Source organism: Bellilinea sp., assembly GCF_053501535.1.
On the sequence record NZ_JBRCOK010000025.1, the window covers coordinates 106388 to 124833 of the forward strand.

At 46.3% G+C, this 18446-nt stretch carries 15 protein-coding genes and 1 riboswitch; of the genes, 2 read left to right on the forward strand and 13 right to left on the reverse strand.

The genetic code is table 11. The features are described from left to right. The first annotated feature begins 12 nt into the window (after positions 1-12). Entirely contained in the window at positions 13-327 is a 315-nt protein-coding gene (locus ACWIZX_RS02375) for a DF family (seleno)protein (RefSeq protein ID WP_322792022.1), read from the forward strand. Here the strand turns inward: ACWIZX_RS02375 and ACWIZX_RS02380 are convergent. Continuing rightward, positions 322-1413, reverse strand: coding sequence for a pyridoxal-phosphate-dependent aminotransferase family protein (locus ACWIZX_RS02380; RefSeq protein ID WP_322792021.1), 1092 nt, complete (start codon positions 1411-1413; stop codon positions 322-324). The genes ACWIZX_RS02375 and ACWIZX_RS02380 overlap by 6 nt on opposite strands. Before the next feature lie 184 nt (positions 1414-1597). Between ACWIZX_RS02380 and pepT the strand changes: the two genes are divergently transcribed. Next, entirely contained in the window at positions 1598-2821 is a 1224-nt protein-coding gene (gene pepT, locus ACWIZX_RS02385; protein ID WP_448334700.1) for a peptidase T, read from the forward strand. On the opposite strand, the gene ACWIZX_RS02390 is transcribed toward pepT, so the two are convergent. From ACWIZX_RS02390 to ACWIZX_RS02445, 12 genes are all read right to left on the reverse strand, one after another. Beyond that, on the reverse strand, positions 2822-4765 hold the full coding sequence (locus tag ACWIZX_RS02390) for an alpha-amylase family glycosyl hydrolase (RefSeq protein WP_448334701.1): 1944 nt from the start codon (positions 4763-4765) through the stop codon (positions 2822-2824). A 20-nt stretch (positions 4766-4785) separates the two neighbouring features. Continuing rightward, entirely contained in the window at positions 4786-5895 is a 1110-nt protein-coding gene (locus ACWIZX_RS02395; protein WP_322792331.1) for a carbohydrate ABC transporter permease, read from the reverse strand. After that, complete coding sequence (locus ACWIZX_RS02400; protein WP_448334744.1) at positions 5895-7013, reverse strand: carbohydrate ABC transporter permease; 1119 nt, start codon at positions 7011-7013, stop codon at positions 5895-5897. Before ACWIZX_RS02400 ends, ACWIZX_RS02395 begins: the two co-directional genes overlap by 1 nt. 148 nt (positions 7014-7161) lie before the next feature. Next, entirely contained in the window at positions 7162-8508 is a 1347-nt protein-coding gene (locus ACWIZX_RS02405; RefSeq protein WP_448334702.1) for an ABC transporter substrate-binding protein, read from the reverse strand. A 118-nt stretch (positions 8509-8626) separates the two neighbouring features. Next, complete coding sequence (locus ACWIZX_RS02410; protein WP_322792334.1) at positions 8627-9634, reverse strand: LacI family DNA-binding transcriptional regulator; 1008 nt, start codon at positions 9632-9634, stop codon at positions 8627-8629. Between the two features lie 115 nt (positions 9635-9749). Beyond that, the gene (locus ACWIZX_RS02415) at positions 9750-9977 is read right to left on the reverse strand and encodes a FeoA family protein (protein ID WP_448334703.1); all 228 of its coding nucleotides are present in this window, start codon (positions 9975-9977) and stop codon (positions 9750-9752) included. A gap of 299 nt (positions 9978-10276) precedes the next feature. After that, positions 10277-12250, reverse strand: coding sequence for a ferrous iron transport protein B (gene feoB, locus ACWIZX_RS02420; RefSeq protein ID WP_322793217.1), 1974 nt, complete (start codon positions 12248-12250; stop codon positions 10277-10279). 21 nt (positions 12251-12271) lie between these two features. Then, entirely contained in the window at positions 12272-12718 is a 447-nt protein-coding gene (locus tag ACWIZX_RS02425) for a Fur family transcriptional regulator (RefSeq protein WP_322793218.1), read from the reverse strand. A 130-nt stretch (positions 12719-12848) separates the two neighbouring features. Continuing rightward, complete coding sequence (locus ACWIZX_RS02430; RefSeq protein WP_448334704.1) at positions 12849-13316, reverse strand: methylated-DNA--[protein]-cysteine S-methyltransferase; 468 nt, start codon at positions 13314-13316, stop codon at positions 12849-12851. Positions 13317-13363: 47 nt separating this feature from the next. Then, the gene (locus ACWIZX_RS02435; RefSeq protein ID WP_448334705.1) at positions 13364-14026 is read right to left on the reverse strand and encodes a hypothetical protein; all 663 of its coding nucleotides are present in this window, start codon (positions 14024-14026) and stop codon (positions 13364-13366) included. Positions 14027-14131: 105 nt separating this feature from the next. Next, positions 14132-14217, reverse strand: a riboswitch (cyclic di-GMP riboswitch). Positions 14218-14376: 159 nt separating this feature from the next. Further along, positions 14377-16269, reverse strand: a complete 1893-nt coding sequence (locus ACWIZX_RS02440; RefSeq protein ID WP_322793079.1) for a tetratricopeptide repeat-containing sensor histidine kinase — start codon at positions 16267-16269, stop codon at positions 14377-14379. 139 nt (positions 16270-16408) lie between these two features. Further along, positions 16409-18364: a CASTOR/POLLUX-related putative ion channel gene (locus ACWIZX_RS02445; protein ID WP_448334706.1), complete on the reverse strand. Its 1956-nt coding sequence runs from the start codon at positions 18362-18364 to the stop codon at positions 16409-16411. Between the last annotated feature and the right edge of the window lie 82 nt (positions 18365-18446).

The following is an 18446-nucleotide window of genomic DNA, read 5'->3' on the forward strand; positions in this document are numbered from 1 at the left end:
TGGCGAGGAGCAATGTCAAAAATTGAACTTCTCTACTTTCATGACTGCCCCAATTGGGAGAATGCGCTCGAACTCTTCGAACGGGTTTTGAAGGATTTGAACATCAACGAGGAAATTCATCTCTACAAAGTTGAGTCTGACGAAGAAGCGACCAAGCGAAAATTTACCGGTTCACCCTCGTTTTATATTGATGGACAAGACTTGTTCCCAAGCGAGCAGGAAAACTATTTTCTGGGCTGCCGGGTTTACCCAACCTCTAAAGGTTTCCGCGGAATGCCAGAGTACGAAGTGCTCCGCACGGCTGTACAAAAAGCACTCAAATTATGAAGAGGTTACCACCTCTCTAATCACCTTGAGAGCTTTGTCCACCAACTCCATGCTTGCCTGACTGCCCATGTGACCGAGCCGGAAGATTTTACCCGCCAGAGGACCATAGGAACCGCCTGTAGCCAGCCCTTTTTCGCGAAACCGGCGATCCAGTTCAGACCAGCTAAATTTTTCCGGCACATAAACCGCTGTCACGGTCGGTGAAGGTTGCGCATCTCTTGCCGGGAACAATTTTAATCCCATCGACTCTAATTCACTGCGGCAGTGGCTGGCAACCGTTTCATGCCGCTGGAAAACTACATCCAAACCCTCATCGAAGATCATTTTTACAGCCTGATGAATCGCTGCAACGCCATGCCAGTTCGGAGTGTATGGAAAGTAAAACTTCTCCTGGGCATCATAAAAAGGCAAAAGAGCATCATAACCGACATATCCAACTTGTTTGATAACGTCCCAGGCGCCAGGGCTAACGGCAACAAATGCGGCTAGCGGCGGAGCAGAAAGCACTTTTTGCGAACCGCCCAAACACAGGTCAATCGCCCATTCATCTGTCTTAACCGGTGTACCGCCCAAACTGGCAACTGCATCCACATAAAATAACGGGACTTCGTATTTTTGTTTTAATAAACCCACCATTTCCAGCGGATTCAGGGTTCCTGAAGGCGTTTCGCAGTGCACGGCGGTGATCATCTTCGGCCGAAAGGCTTGAATCGCCTTCTCAACCTCATCCCAATCTTTCAGAGTTTGGTCATATTCGACCCCATAAATTTTGACTTCTGCGCCGATGGAAGCGGCCATTTCGGCTATGCCGTAACCGAACACACCACTGGCCAATGCCAGAACCCGATCACCCGGCCTGATCGCGCTTTTTAAAGCCCCCCACAATGCCATCATCCCTTCACCGGTATGAATGACAACCCGGTTATTTGTTTCATACAGACGCTTCAACATTTCTTCGGTTTGATTGTATAAATCCAGAAATTCCATCTCCAGGTCTGGTGATGGGTAATCTTTGCTCATCGCCTCCAGGATGATTTGTGGAACGGTGGTTGGTCCGGGCACCATAGGAATGGCATATTCTTTCATTTCGTAAAACCTTTCTTGCACAAAAATTCTTAAGTTGTAAACGATACACTTTACCCTTATTGCATCCACTTCACTCTGACCGAATTTTCACTTTTATTATCTCACAAACCAAAACGAACCAAATCCATCTGTAGTGTTTTGTTGGGGTATAATCAACCCGATTAACCTGCTCAGGAGTTGACCCTTGAAAACCTCTGTTGTTGATCGTTTTATCCGCTATGCAAAAATTTTCACCGAATCCGATCCGGCTTCGGACACTTTTCCCAGCACCAGCCGGCAATTAGACCTGGCAAGACTGCTGGTTGAAGAACTGAAACAAATTGGCCTGGTGGACATTTCGCTGGATGAAAACGGTTATGTGATGGCAACCTTGCCCGCTAATGTAGAGAATGCGCCTACCATCGGTTTTATCGCCCATCTGGATACCAACCCGGATATGACCGGTGAAAACGTCAACCCGCAAATCGTTTCCTATAAAGGTGGCGATATTCTACTCAATACCGAGAAAAATATTGTTCTCTCTCCGCAGGACTTCCCCATCCTGAATAAATATGTGGGCCAAACCCTGATTACAACGGATGGCAATACCCTGCTCGGTGCAGATGATAAAGCTGGAATCGCGGAAATAATGGCAGCCGTCGAATATCTCGCTCAGCACCCGGAAATACCCCATGCAGCCATTCGGGTCGGCTTTACCCCGGATGAAGAAATTGGGCGGGGAGCTGACCGATTTGATGTTAAAAAGTTCAACGCTGATTTTGCCTACACCATGGATGGCGGTGAAATTGGTGAATTGCAGTATGAAAACTTTAACGCCGCCAATGCAAAAATTTTCATTCAGGGGCGCAACGTACACCCCGGCACTGCCAAAAACCAGATGATTAACGCTCTACAAATCGCCATCAATCTTCATCAGATGTTACCGCCTCACCTCCGCCCCGAACATACCGATCACTATGAAGGATTTTTCCACCTGACTAATATTTATGGTAATGTGGACGCTGCTGAGATGCGCTACATCATCCGCGAACATGACCGCCAGAAATTTGAAGAAATGAAGGCAATTCTTATTCGCGCCATCCAGTATCAAAATGAATACTATGGGTCAGAACGAATCAAAGTGGATCTGCGTGACAGCTATTACAACATGAAAGAAAAAATCCTGCCGGTCATGCACATCATTGACCTGGCGAAACAGGCCATGCTGGATGTGGGGGTTAGCCCCATTATTCGGCCGGTGCGTGGTGGCACAGACGGAGCAAGGTTGTCTTACATGGGATTACCCTGCCCCAATATCTTCAATGGCGGGCACAATTACCATGGACGGTATGAATTTATCCCCGTTGAATCGATGGAAAAGGCCGTTCAGGTCATTGTGCGCATTGCAGAACTTGCTGTCCAATCCTGATCAGGAATCGACCTTTAACCAAACAAACTGGTAGGGTTCCAGCATTAAATCATTGATTGTTGAATACGGTTGACCGCTGACCAGATCAACAAAGTGATATCCCAACCCATGCAGACGGATTTCATTTCCGTCAATGATTTGCGGCTGCTCACTGAAATTGCAAATTGCCAGTACTCGCTCGTTTTGAAGTTGACGCACATACGAGAAAAGGTGTTTGGATCGAAGGGTAAGGATTTCCGTTTGGGCGCCACCAAACGCCATAATTTCCTTTCTCAATTGAATTAATCTTCTCAACCGGCTGTATAGTTTACCCTCCATTGTAGTTTCATCATGACGCCGCTTGTATTTCTCCCAATCTGCGAAAGGGCGGTGTACCCAGCGAGAATCCCTTACTTTTGCCGGATCCTCACGGTAGCGGTAATCATTCAAAGTTGCAATTTCATCCCCCAAATAAATTAAGGGGATTCCTCCAATGGAAAGGATGACGCTGTGAATCAGCAAAATCCTCCGCAGCGCCAGTTCCACTTCGCGTTCGGTTTCCTGGTAAATTGCCTTTTCCAAACCTGCTAACGAAGCGCAGGTACCCGAAATCCTGGCATCGCCCGTGCGCGGATTTTCCTGAAATGGCAATCCCCTTGCAAAACTGCCCGGGAACTTACCCGTATAAAACTCGTTCAAAAAACGACGATGATCAAACCCATTTATCCCCAATTGAGCTGCATCTTCGTCTGAAAAAGTCCATCCGATATCATCGTGACAACGCACATAATTGACCCATGCACATCGTGGGTGAATTTTAAAACGCTCCTGCATCGAAAAGGTGAGCAAATCGGTCTGGCGGGTTGCCAGTGTATTCCACAATAAAGCCATTAACAGCGGATTATAGGAAATTTGACATTCTTTTGGGTGAATATAGCGCACCACCTCATCCGGGTGAACTATTGCTTCCGACTTAAAAATCAACGCCGGGGCAGATATTCGCGCAATTGAATTGAAGGCTTGAATGAGCATGTGGGCTTCTGGCAGGTTTTCACAATTGGTGCCCATTTGCTTCCAAAGGAACGCAACCGCATCCAGACGCAATACTTCCACACCGGCATTGGCGAGAAAAAGCATTTCCTCTGCCATACGATTGAAGACCACCGGATTCGAATAATTCAAATCCCATTGATTGGAGTGGAATGTTGTCCACACCCACTTGCCAATCTCAGGGAAATAAGTAAAAGCACCGGGGTGTTCTTCCGGGAAAATTTCACGTAACGTACGTTCATACGCATCTGGCATTAAGCGATCGTCAAACATGTAATAAAAGGATTGATAATCCGGGTCTCCCGCCCGTGCTTTGAGCGCCCATTCATGTTCATTTGAGGTGTGATTGAACACAAAATCCAACACCAGACTGATTCCTTGCCCACGTAACAAACGGGCCAGATTGGATAACTCCTGCATGCTTCCCAGGGCAGGGTTCACCTCCCGGTAACTGGAAATGGCATAACCGCCGTCATTTTCCCCTTCCGGGCAGCGGAATAGCGGCATCAGGTGCAAATAGGTCAATCCCAACTCTTTGAAATAAGGGATTTTTTCCTGAACTCCCTTCAAATTACCGGCAAACAAATCTACATAACAGACACCCCCCAACATTTGATTGGATTGGAACCAGTCCGGATTGTTTTCTCGCTCTGCATCCAATGTTTTTAATTCAACGCTTCGTTGAGCCCAGTAACTAGCGAGCACACCCAGTAATTCTTCGATGTGATAAAAGAAATCGTAATGTTCACCGTAAAGATGATGAAGAATTCGAAAAAGATCTTCAAAATGCCGGTTTAGACGAGCTTCAAAAACTTGCCATTCTTCCGGATGTTTGGAGATGTAATCGGCAAACCGCGTCTCAAGACGCGGTTCTAGCCGATCCAGGGTCCTTTTCGACTCTCTGGAAAGATCCATAAACCTGATTCCTTTCTGCTTTATCCTTTGACAGAACCTGCCATCAAACCGCGCACGAAGTAACGTTGTAAGGCAAAGAATACCGTCAAGGGTAAAATCATGCTGACAAATGCGCCCGAAGTGAGCAAATGCCAGTCCTGTCCTTTTTCACCCACCATCGCCGCCAGCGCACTGGTAACAACCCGGTTTTGATCGCCCAGGAACACCAGCGCAACCAGATAATCATTCCACACCCATAAAAACTGGAAAATGGCAAAAGACGCCAGTGCCGGAATGGATAGCGGTAAAATCAGCCGGGTGAAAATGGTAAAGTGCGAAGCCCCATCAATGAAAGCTGACTCTAAAATATCGCGCGGTAGAGAGCCAATGTAATTAAACAACAGGTAGACTGCCAGTGGCAATCCAAAACCGGTATGAGCCAGCCACATGGCAAGGTATGTACCGTTCAAATTCAATTGGGTGTAATCCCTCAGGATCGGCACGAGCGCAATTTGCAGCGGAACCACCAGTAAGGCTACCACCAGCGTAAACAACAATTTTCTACCCGGAAAATTGAGCCAAGCAAAGCCATACGCCGCAAAAGCTGCAATCAAGATTGGAATGATGGTGGAAGGAACCGCCACGGCTATGGAGTTAAGGAAAGCACCTCCAAGGTTGTTTCCCTTGCGGGTAATTTCATTTCCCGAAGCATCACGAAAACGAATTTCTTTTCCACTCAAAGTATCCCGATAATTATCCAGGGTTAACCGCGCTGAAAACCCAACCCACTTCCTTTCTTCCACAATCACCAGCCGCGACCTTTTATTACCGATCCAGGTGATTTTGCGACCATCCGGTGTTACAACTCCTTGACGCAACGTGGCAAAATCGGCAGTTATTCCGGCTACTTCAAACGGTTGATCCACATCAATGGTCTCAGGTACACGGACTTCTTCGACCTTTACCCAGCCACGATGCGGAAACACTGTCCACCAGCCGCTGCTGTAAATATCTTCACTGTTCCGGAAAGAGGTGATGAATACTCCAATGGTTGGAATTAACCAGATCAGGCAGATCAAGATCAGCACGCCATTGACGAAAAGGCTGCCCAACCGTTTTTGACCCTTTTGACTGGCTTGTTTTGTAGCCATTAGAAAGCCCTCCTTTCGCGGAACTGGCGGAGATTGTAGATCATTACCGGAATGACCGCTATCAATAGCACAATCGCAATCGCTGATGCCCTTCCGGAGTGATTATAGGTAAATTGCTGAAGATAAAATTCGTTGGCAATGACATTTGTTCCGTAATTCCCCCCTGTCATGACCCGTACAATATCAAATAGTTTCAAACTAAATATGACAATGGTTGTAGTGACTGTCAAAAGCGTGCTTTGAATGGTCGGCACCATGATTTGAAAGAATACCTGAAATTCGTTGGCACCATCCACCCTCGCCGCTTCTAACAATTCCGAAGGTATACCTTTGATTGCAGATGATAAGATGACCATCGCATAACCGGTTTGCAGCCATACCATGATCACAATGAGAAAAAGGTTATTGATGGGTGGATTCAACAACCACGGCTGAGCTTTACCTCCCAAGCCGATCACAATGGCATTCAATAAACCTATCTCCTGTATACCAACACCTTCACCCCGGTATGCGTATACAAATTTCCAGATCACACCTGCGCCGACAAAGGATATCGCCATTGGCATGAAAATGATGGCTTTATAGACTTTTTCCAAAGGGGTGCGATCGGCAAGCACGGCGATCAGCAAACCCAAACCGACACTGAAGCCGGTGCCCAGAATCATCCACAACAAATTATTGCGGAATGCCTCCAGCATGACCCGGTCAGTAAAGGCAAAAATATAATTTTCAATCCCAACAAAATTTCTAGCCAACCCATCCTGAAAACTCAAAATTAGGGTTCGAATGGTTGGCAGAAAAAGGTACCAGAATAAAATCGCGACGGCTGGGCCAATAAAGATAAACGGTTGAAGCCGCCGTACCCACTCGCCGGAGAGCTTCTCCACCAGCCAGTTGGACACACCATACAGGAGCGCTACCCCTCCCACTCCCCACACGACAGCGACCAATACGATGATGAATTGAGGGGCATTACTGTCTCGTAGAAAGATAAAACCACGCCACAGTACCAGAAAAGTGACCAGAGGGACAAAAATCGAAACAAGTATTCTCCCCACCCCGGTGGTCAACCAATGGATAATTTGGTTACCCGCATTTACTCTTGGCTGGTTCTGCATCATGCGCTCCTTTCTTTACAAAAGGACCTTTGAAAAAGATTATATATTCATCCGGGGATGAGAGGGGCAGGTTATCCCCTATCAGCATCACCTGCCCCTCCAATTTACTCGAGCCTCAAACTCCTCTCAGACAGATAGACTGATTGAGTTATTTCGGCCAGGAGGCATCAATGTCCCTCAACGCGGTATCCAGATCAATCGCACCAGATACATATGAGGTCATGCTCTTCCAGAAGGAGCCTGCACCTACTGCGCCGGGCATCAAGTCTGAGCCATCAAAGCGCACCGAGGTAGCGTTGAGGATGATTTCGGCAACGCCGCGATCCACTTCGTTTGAATACCAGTCAAGGCTGGAATCGAGATGCGGTGAAATTGCGCCGCCAGCGCGCACCCAGCCTTCAACCGAAGCACCCGTGGTGAAGTATTCCATTACGGCGCGAACTTCCGGACGATCATTGAACATGGCGTAAATATCGCCAGCCACCAGCACGGGCTTTCCGTAGGCGGGGTCAATCGGCGGAAAGTAGAAGAAGTCATAATCCACACCGGCGGTCAGACCTTCGGGGAAGAAGGTGGTGATGAAGTTGCCCTGTTTGTGCAGCCAGCACTTGGGTGGATTATCAAACATCGGTTTCGGGGCGTCACCAAAGAAGGTTGTAGCAATTGCCTGCCGGCCACCGTAAACATAACCATCGGTGAACCAGATTTCGGCAACTTTTTCAATGGCGTTGCGCACTTCAGGTGAATCGAACTTCAATTCACCTTTCACCCACTTGTCGTAATTTTCAAGCGAAGTGGTGCGCAGCATGGTTTCCTCAATCCAGTCGGTCATCGGCCAGCCGGTAGCAGCACCGGATTCGATACCAACACACCACGGGGCATCACCGTCATTTTTGATTTCTTCGCTCAACGCCAGCAATTCATCCCATGTGGTCGGGATCTTATAACCCGCTTCCTCAAAAGCTTTCTTGGGATACCACACCAGCGACTTGCCATTGACGCGGCCCCACACCCCGGCCATGATCTTGCCACTGGGGCTGTCCATCATAGCCATATCCAGCCAGGATTGGTTGTAATTCTTCTTCAACTTCTCCATGTCCAGGAAGGTGCTGACATCAATTGCCTTACCTTTGGCAGCAAAGGTCGCAAGCAGCCCCGGCTGTGGAAAGTCTACGATATCGGGGGGATTGCCGCCATCAATACGAATGGATATGGAAGCTTCAAATTCCTTTGAGCCTTCGTATTGAATGTCAATTCCGGTTTTATCCTCAAAATCCTTTACCGATTGTTCAAACTTGACCGCATCGTTGTCGGTGAAGGGGCCGGCCATTGTGACCACCGTACCCTTGAACTCACCCGCAAAAGCCCGGTCGAGGAAGGAACCACCTGCGCTGGCAGGCGGCTGGGTAGGTGCAGCAGTCGGTTGTGCGCAGGCAGCCAGCACCAGCGCAGCAACCATCAGAATTGTTATTATTTGCCAGAAACGGTTTTTCATTTTCTCCTCCAAGAATCAATTTTTGGACAGAACGACATGCCAAATTGGCCATATCTACAAAATTTTTCGGCGGTTTTCTGGATTAATCACCTCCTTTCAATTTCGGTAGCATCCAGTATCACGTCGTCCCACGCTCAATCAAAGACAACGGTAAACGAATATGTTGAATCGGTCGGGTGGAGTCGAGCATTCTCGAAAACAGCAGTTCCGCGGCTACCCGACCGGATTCATCAAGAGGTTGGCGGACGGTTGAAAGCTCCATGTAGTCTGCAATATCCAAATCATCAAAACCCAAAATGGCAACATCCTCCGGAATGCGGTATCCAAGTTGTCTGGCGGCTTTGATTACCCCTATGGCTTGAAGATCAGTTGCCGAAAATATGGCAAGCGGTAATTTTGCCGTTTTCAACCTTTCTAACGCAACAAAACGGGTTGCATCCACATGATAAGGGGTTTCCCATACCTGAGCCTCAGAAAATTGTATGTCCGACTCCTTTAATACCTCTTGAAAACCCTTCAACCGTGAACTGATGGGATTGATCCCATACTTGGGAAAATTGGTTTCACCTACAAAAGCAAATTCAGTATATCCCTTGCCTAACAGATATCGGGCAGCTATTTTTCCACCTTCCTCATCATCAATCTCCACACTGCTGAAAACCTTCAGAGGATACTCAATCAAAACCGTTTCCAATTTGTGTTGAACGATTCGATCGGCCGTTTTCTCATCTATCCTGACCGAGATGAGAATTAACCCATCTAAATTATGGGTCAGTGGAATAGTATCCAGATAATGCTGCAGGCGTTCCAGTGTATCTACCGTGAAAATCACCAGCTCGTAATTCGATTCTGTCAGAACAGAAGCCACACCTCTTAGTCGTTGAACAAAAGAAGGTGCGGTAAAAAAAGGGGTGATGACACCCACTCTACCGGAGGAACGCAAAGCCCTCGCCCGTGCCTCGGCTTTGGGCACAAAACCCAATTCGTCAATAGTTGCCAGTACATGCAAGCGGGTAGATTCGTTAACTCTCTCCGGATTATTCAAGACGCGCGAAACTGTAGAAATGCTCACACCCGCGGAGCGGGCAACATCGTAAATAGTGGGGGAATTTTTACGAGAGAGCATTTTTTCAGGGGAAATCTCGCTATACTGAAAGTACTTTTATGAAAGCACTTTCAGTATAGCAAAAATTAAATCCCCTTGTCAATACAAGGGGATAATTTTTAAGGTTTCTTAAGTTTTACGATCCATTCACCGGTTCAACCAGGATGCCCTCGGCGACACTTTTTTCAAAGGCAAGTTCCATCTGCTCAACTTGAATGATGGTCACTGGATTTTGTGATATGACCCGAATACATCGCCCGGGAAGCAATCCGTAAGCCTGTAAATGACCCCGATAGGGGGATTGCAACCCTTTCATCTCGCGGATTTTAACCTCGCGCCCCGGGGCAACCTGACACAACATCATGCAATGCTCGTTCGCTTCAAAGCCTCGCGCACATCGTTGCCTTCTTCTATGATGAAACACGTTTGCCTCCCGAAAATAGTCTTTTTGTGAAGTTAACCAACCTGGATTGGTGAACATTGATGTTCGAACTTCCGCATTGCGGGCAACAGGTCATTGAACAGCCGCGGTGCAATGGACAAGTTCCACAGGATGGATTTTCAACCGGATCATACTCCATTCCGCAAACCGCACATTTGATCAAAAGCGGCTCATTGGAATTATTTTTGACTGAATGAATTTTCACAGATGCTCCTGCCATTTTACATTCCCCAACCCAAGCCGCTTAGCAGACGCATTAACAACCCACCAACCAAAATCGAAAATGGGAAGATAAAAGCAACCATTCCTAACGCCACCCTCAAACCGCGTTCTTTTACCATCATAAAGACCGATGCAATGCACGGAATGAAGAGCGTAATGGTTGTAATCGAGACAAGTGCCTGCAAATCACTCAAATGACCCTGCGATTGCATCACAAAAAATCCGGTTGCCGCAAAATCTCGCCGTAAGAAGCCCATGATGAGCGCAGTAGCCGCTTCAGAAGGGAGGCCCAACCATCCAGTCACAACTGGCCTCAGGAATTCAATCAAAGCCGGCAATACATGAATTGTATCCAGCACGAACAAAAGCACTGTTCCCAGTAAAAAGAGGGGTACAGCTTCTTTGATGTACCATTCCACCCGGGCCAGTGTCTTAAAGATAACATTGGTGAACACCGGCATCCTTAAGGGCGGCAGCTCGACAATCAGGGGAGATCTTTCACCGGGAATCACTCTTGCAGCCAGCCACCCTACCAGCAACAACACCAGCAAAATGACTCCTACCCAAATCAAAGCCGCACTGAACGATATGGCTGCTAGCATTCCCATGACGACACCCAATTGCGCCGAACAGGGAATCGCCAATGCCAGCAAAAGGGTTACGAGAATTCTGTCGCGCGGACGGTTTAAAATCCGCGTTGTCATGGTTGCCATGGTTACACACCCCAACCCCAACACCATCGGTAAAACCGCCTGACCATTTAGACCGATTGAGGAGAATAAGCGGTTGCTCAAGACCGCCACTCGCGGTAAATAACCAGAATCCTCCAAAATACCAAAAGCAATAAAAAAGGTCACAATTATCGGCAGGAGAAGCGCCAGGGCATAGGTCACCCCCATTGTCCACAACCCATACTCCCCCACCAGAAAGCTGCGTACTATCTCCCACGGAATGATCTTTTCACTCATCCCAATCAGCCATGGATTGATGATTTCCCCAAACAGATTCTCTTCCAGCAGACCAACCAGCGTACCTGCACCAAAAACCCCTACAAACCAGTACATGGCGTATAAAACACTCAACAGAATTGGGACGCCCCACAATGGGTGAGTGGTCAGATAACCCAATCGTATTCCGCTGGTTTTTGCACTGTTCGTTTCCTCAAATGATTGACGAACCAGTTTTTCAATGAAACTTTCCCGAGATTTTTGGATGACATATTCCACCCCTTCGGAAAATATTTCAGACAGTTCGCTGCGAATTTTTACCATTTGATCCTGTACTGCAGCGGTTGTGTTTTCTTGGATCCATTTTTCACAAACACTATCTTTCGCCAACCACAACAGTGAAAGCGCTCGTTTGGAGATAGGCGCTTGAAATTCCAATTCTTCCATCCGGGAAAGAGCTTGCTCAATTTCCTGCGGGTATTCAATCTTCAGATTGACAGGTCGGGCGGCGTGAATCGCAGCCTCGACCTCTGCAATTCCTCTACCGCGTGTTGCTACGGTCTGGATGATGGGAATACCAAACGCCTGCTCCATGACTTCCGTGCGAATCTCCAAACCGCGCATGCGGGCTTCATCCATCATATTCAACGCCAGCACCAACGGTAAACCCATTTCTGCCAGCTGGATGGTCAAATGCAATGTTCGACGCAGATTTTTGGCATCTCCCACCTGAATAACCGTGCGTAAATTATCATTGAACAACACTCTCTCGGTAACTTGCTCATCCTCGCTCCGCGAAGGGAATCCTATTACGCCTGGAGTGTCAATTAGAGTAACCCCCTCCATCCTGCGTAGTTTTCCTTGCGAAACTTCAACTGTAGTACCAGGATAATTCGAAACGATGACATACTGGCCGGTCAGCCGATGAAATAAAACGGACTTACCCACATTGGGGTTACCGACCAGGGCAACACAGCTTCCATTACCAAACTCTTTGATTGGGTGCGCTACGTGACAGGCTGCCATCAATACAATACCTCAAAAAGGTTAAGATTTTTTAAAACATTCCGAACACAAACCATATAAAACCAGTGTGGCATTTTCAATCTCGCCACCAAAACAATCCACGAACTGCGCCTTGACCACATTGATCAGCGGTGTATCAAATTCGGTGATTTGGTTGCAGTTCCTGCACCGAAAGTGAAAGTGATCCTCCCCATGTTCAATAACCGGATCAAATCGTTCCAGGCGCGGTTCATCGTCAAAACGACGGATGTTGACCAACCCATGTTGCTCAAGCCATCGTAAAGTCCGGTAAACCGTTGAAAGATTTAAAGCCGGATTCTTTTCTCTGACTTTTTGATATATTTCTTCTGCGGTGGGATGATCGGCACATTCAATGAGAGCCTGTAAAATCATCCGCCGCTGATTGGTCATCCTGCCGCCCAACGCATGAATTTGAGATTCCGCCGCATTGACTAAATCAAATTCCATTGTTCTTTCCTCGGTGTTCTTATTGCAAATTATTTGCAATAACCACTTGAATTGTATCGAATCCCAAAAGATCCGTTTAGTGCTATTAATCACTAACCCGATGGTTGTTTGTCATCAAAGATTAAAAAACTCAACTGAAAAGAATACTTCGTTCTAATTTCAATAGAAATAACTTCCTTTCGATTCCACCCCCATAACCAATTAATTTTCCGTTTGACCCAATCACCCGATGGCAAGGCACAATAATTGGAATTGGGTTTTGCCCATTGGCTCTGCCCACTGCCCGAATGGACTTTACATCCCCTACCCGCTCGGCCAATTGTCTGTAAGAGATCGTCGTTCCATAGGGAATCTTAAGCAATTCCTGCCACACCCTTAACTGAAACGGGCTTCCTTCAAGGCGAATCGGGAGGTCGAAAGTTGTTAATTTCCCGGCGAAATAAGCGTTTAGTTGCTTTGCAGTTTCCTCGAAGAGAGGCAACTTCAACCTGTTTAGGACAGGATATTCAAATGGCGAGAAAAACAGTCCCCGCAAATTTTCCCCATCCGAAGACAACAGAATTTTTCCCAATTGACTTTCAATTTCCCAATAAACCATTGGGACAACTCCACACCATCAATTTTAACACCCATATTAGTATATCTTCATTTTACTGGAACGGCCGTAATGAACAGTCGTCCCCACACAGGGTCACCATCCTTAGCAATGCAAGTCTGAAGGGTTAAATGTTTTTCGCCCATATAAAATTTTGCAAATAACTGGGCAGTATCTAATACTTGATATTCGTTGATATCCAAATACTTTACAACACCATCAATTTTTGTAACCTGATACGAATCAATCTCAACAACCTGGTACTCAGCAACCCCGCCGTAACCATCAATGATAAAAATACTGTCTCCAATTTTAATATCGAAAAACGACTTACCGGCTAAATAGTTATGGGCCAGCAAACCAATTACTTCCGGCGTTGTCAGCATGAATTGGGTAATGGTATTCGGATCGTTGGAGATATACTCGTAATTACCTTGTGGCTGCTGAGTCACCGGATTGGCCATCAATTTTTCAACATACACCCCAGTGATTTGACCATTTCCGTTCTTTACGGTGGACACGAACTGGGTCAGACTGGGAAAGGTGGTTTCCGGCTCAGAATTTGAATTGTTTGCATTTCCACTTAGCAAAACCGGTAGAAACACATGGTAATCATCCGCATCAGCAGAAACAGGTTGAGTCTGCGATAGACATGTTTGCCCCACAAACCAGATAATAGTTATCAACAGAGCAAAAATAAGTGAGCGCCTCATGTCCAACCCTTTCTGACAAAGGCGCCCGGTGCAAACCGACCACAGCCAATTTAAATAAATACGGCAGGATTCCCCTGCCTGTAATTGGATGCATGGAATCGCGTTTTCGGCGGCCTGGCAGTCATAGGCATTTAGCCCTTAGACCCATAGCTTTGCGTCGCCGGCTTTCACCGGGTTTGCCTTTGTCGTTACGGATTTAAATACGGTTTTTCTTTTCTGCCTGAATTAGAATGACCCTGACCGCTTGATAATTAATCCAGGAACTCTTATATTATTTATAGGCAGAATTTATTAAAACTTTATAGACAAAAACTTACAAACGCCTTACAGGTAAAAATTATATAAAAACACTACTCCGCTGCGCGCAGGGTGAACCAGAAGCGGCTTCCTTCTCCAGGTCTTCCCCGGCTGTCAACTCCCACTCTCCCGCCTAATTTTTCAACAATTCGGGCAACGATCGAAAGCCCCAACCCATGTCCTTCAGCACGACCTCGATCAACCCGGCTGAAATCCTGAAACAACTTTGCCTGATCCTCGGGGTTGATTCCATCTCCGTTGTCCTGAATCCAGAAACGGACAAATCCATCCCCTTCGGCAATTGCGCCTAATTGTACATGCGGTGGTAAACCGCCGTATTTGATGGCATTCGTGATGTAATTAGCCCAAATTTCCTCAACCCAGGGAGCATATCCCATTGCAACTGGCCATTGAGCAGGGAGGCTGATCTGCGCCCCATGATCCTCAATCACAAAATTCAACCGATTCAAGACTTCTTGAATCACTTTTTCCATATCCAGTGGCACCAACACAATTTCCTGGCTGCGTAGACTGGCCAGCGTCAATAATTCCTGAATAATTTCGGCTTGTTTTTGAACAATTCGCTGTAACTGGCTATTTAATTCTAGAATTTCTTTAGGTGCATTGATTGCTTTCAGTTTTAATTCCAATATGTGGGTCAAGATGGCCTGATTCTGAAGCGGTGCTTTCAAGTCATGAGCCACCATCCGCGCAAAGGCATTCAAATCGCCTATCAACTGCTCCCGGATGGCAATCTCTTTTTGCAATTGTTCATTTGCGGATTGCAAAGCGCGCTGAGCCTGAATACGTTCCTGTATTTCTTGCTCGAGTGCGATGTTTTTTAACTGTTCCCTTTCCGCTTCCCTCCTGGCTTCTTCAACCTGATAGACAACTTCTAAATTTTTGAGCTTGGTCTCGGATTCATCGTTGAAAACCTGTTCTTTTATTTCATGAAAACGCTCATAATGAGCCAGTGCCCGCTGGAATTGAACGGCCTGACGATAAACCGAGGAAAGTAACTGATGGCACTGCACCTGCTGACCGCGTGATTGAATCTTCTCGCTGACCTGCAACGCTTCATGGAGCGGCTCCAAAGCCTGTCCGGGAAGTTCTTGTTCTGCATAGACCTGCCCAATCCGAATGAGTGACACCACACTTTCATAAGGCGAGGATATTTGTCGGGTAATTCGGAGGGCGTCCTCAAAACATTCCAACGCCTTCGGGTAATCCTTCATGCTGTAATAGGCCCGTCCTAAGGAATTGAGCGTTTTCGCCTCTCCCCATTTTTCTTTTAAGTCCACAAATAAATTCAGGCTCTTTATGCCGGCACTCAGCGCCATTCCCGCATTTCCAAGGCCGCTATAAACCACACAGGATTTTTCTAAAGCCTCAGCCTGAAATTGCAAATCTTGACTGATCTCGGCATCCTTTGTTGCCCGAAGAACATATGGAAGCGCACGGGCATATTCCTCTCGTTCAATATAAACGCTCGCCAGGTTTATTAATAGCCGACCCTCAACTGTCCGATCATCAATTTCCTGAGCCAGTTCCAGTCCGCTGAGCGTGTATTGCAGGGCATTTACAAAACTGGATAGATGCAGGTAGGCCTGCCCCAGCAGGGTGTAAACGGCGGCTAATTGTTTTTTATGATCAACTTTTTCATAGATGGATTGGGCCTGCTGCAGAACCGCAATTGCCTGATCAAACTTTCCAATCTGTAAGTAAAGTTTACCCTGCCCTTGTTGACAGTCCCCAATTCTTTTCAGTTCATCATCTGATACTGGTGTGTACTTTTCCAGCTGTTTGCAGGTTAATTCTAAAATTTCCACGGCTTGAGCCGGATCCTGATAACGCAACGCAAAAGCACGCTGTAAGGCAGAGGAGATCAATTCCTCTACTTTACCTGCTCCATCTAGCAGAATTTCCTGATCCACAGGGTCGGACATGATCAGATTCACAACAAAAAATCTCTTTCTTACAATGTTAGCATAGAATACCCAACCATGGTTCTGGTGGTTTGTGGAGAATCTTATAAACCTGAATCACTGGTGCAGGTTCTACGCCATATTTTCACTAACTTGGGGGCTATTTTTCGGCCAATACAATAATTCTATCCTGTTCGGTAAAAACCACTTCTTCGCGCTTTTCGGGATTAATCACCACCCCAAATGACCGTTTGGCATCTTCTGAAAGCGAAGAAAGACGGTAGCCGATTGCCGTTTCGTTCTTTCGGGCAGCCGCTTCCAAAATAGTGTAAAAATTAACCGCAACACCGGTCTTGATATACTCGCAAGCGGGCTTTAAGTAAATTTCCGAGCCTTGCGGGTTGAATAAGTCCTCATAAACGGCATTCCTGCGACGGTCTGAAACAATTTGAGCCATCATCAAACTGATGAGTCGATCGCTGACAATGAAATCATCCGCCTTGGCAACTTCGGCGAGACGGCTGTTTCTACCGTCCAAAATTTCAGTCGCAATCGAAAGTTTTGCTTTTCCTTGTTCCACAATGTTGCGTATATGTAACAGGGTAAACAATGTATTTGAATCGATCTGCTGGATGCTTAAAGTTCGATCATCGTTGCTGAGCAAAATGACATGATCATATTTTTGCAGCTTGAGCGATTCTAATTCATTCCGATCGAGAATTGATTTTTTCTCAAAACTGACTTTTAGATTCTTAAGACTGGATGATACGTCTTCTAATTCCTGACGTAAATCAAATTTATCCGTGACAATACAAACCTTTGATTTCGGTGGAAAATAATTGTTCAATTCCACCAACAATTCATTTCCGCGTTCGCTCCAGCCCAGAATAATTACACTCTCACTTGCTTTCGAAACAGCATGATTGGATGCAATCCATTCATCCCGAACCGCTCCCCGCTCCCCCTGAATTAAACCTTGCTCATCACTGGCAATAACAACCAGTTGATCACCCGGGCGAAGGATGGTTTCCATCCCCGGATTGAGGGTGACTTTTTCGGCTTTTTGTAGCCCAATCACTACACCCTTTTGAAAACTACTTAAAGCCTCACGGTAGGTTCGACCTATCAATTTTGAGTCCTCAATGAAGTAAATTTCGTCACCGGTAAAATCCAGCAGTTCGGAATAGACAACGGAAAGCCCGGGTTGATTACAACTTTGTGCCAGCAATCGGGCAATTACCTGCCCTGAAAAAATCCATTCAACTTCTCCATTACCAACAATTTTGCCTAATTCACGGTTTTGGTTTTCTTTCAATGCGGCGATAATTTTGTAAGGATCACTCTTTCGCTGATGGTTTTTGGTAATGGCAAGTACAGTTTTGACCACTTCTGCATCCGGATTATCCCCTTCCGGTGTAAGCACCAGGATTCCACTTGCCTCATTGAGGTTGGTCAGTTCCAGATCGCTCATTTCAATCGGACTGCCGCTCCTGCAAACCACTCTGCGTAATGCGTCAGATCCAATTCGATTGCGAATTTGATCTTCCATTTCAACCTTATCGCGATCTCCTAATAGAACAATTTTCTTGTTTTTCAAGCCATTTTCAGCAATAAACAATTGAGGGATGATTGTAAAAACTTGTTCGGACCACCCTAAAACGACAATATGACCATTTTCAATGACCGCCGATTTTCCGCGCCGCAAGTTTTCAATCTTCTGAGTGATCGCATTGGAAATAATACCGATCAGGTTTGATACAATAAAGATACTCGCCAGTGTCAATCCCAATGTCAAAAAGCGGAAGGTCCATACCGATTCCCTTCCAGCCACAGAACCTTCTCCCAAATTGGCAAGAAAACTGAACCACAACCCTTCAATGAAATCAAACGGTGGTTCCCCGCCGGGCGATAAACGACTTACCACCAGAATTAGTGCAGTTATTAGGGACAGAAGCATCGTAAACAAGGCCAATGCGGCAATTAACACCCCCGGACCAAGCGAAAACAAATAATCAAAATAATACTGGAGTCTTTTACCCCAACTTTTCTTCATCTTACGTCTCCAAATCAGAATTATTTTTATATATATTACTATATTACCAAGATTTATCAACAAGTAAGATTCGATAGGTTATAATTTTCTTATACAATAGTTTGACAAGAGAAATTTTCAACATAAAATAAAAAATATTGGAAAT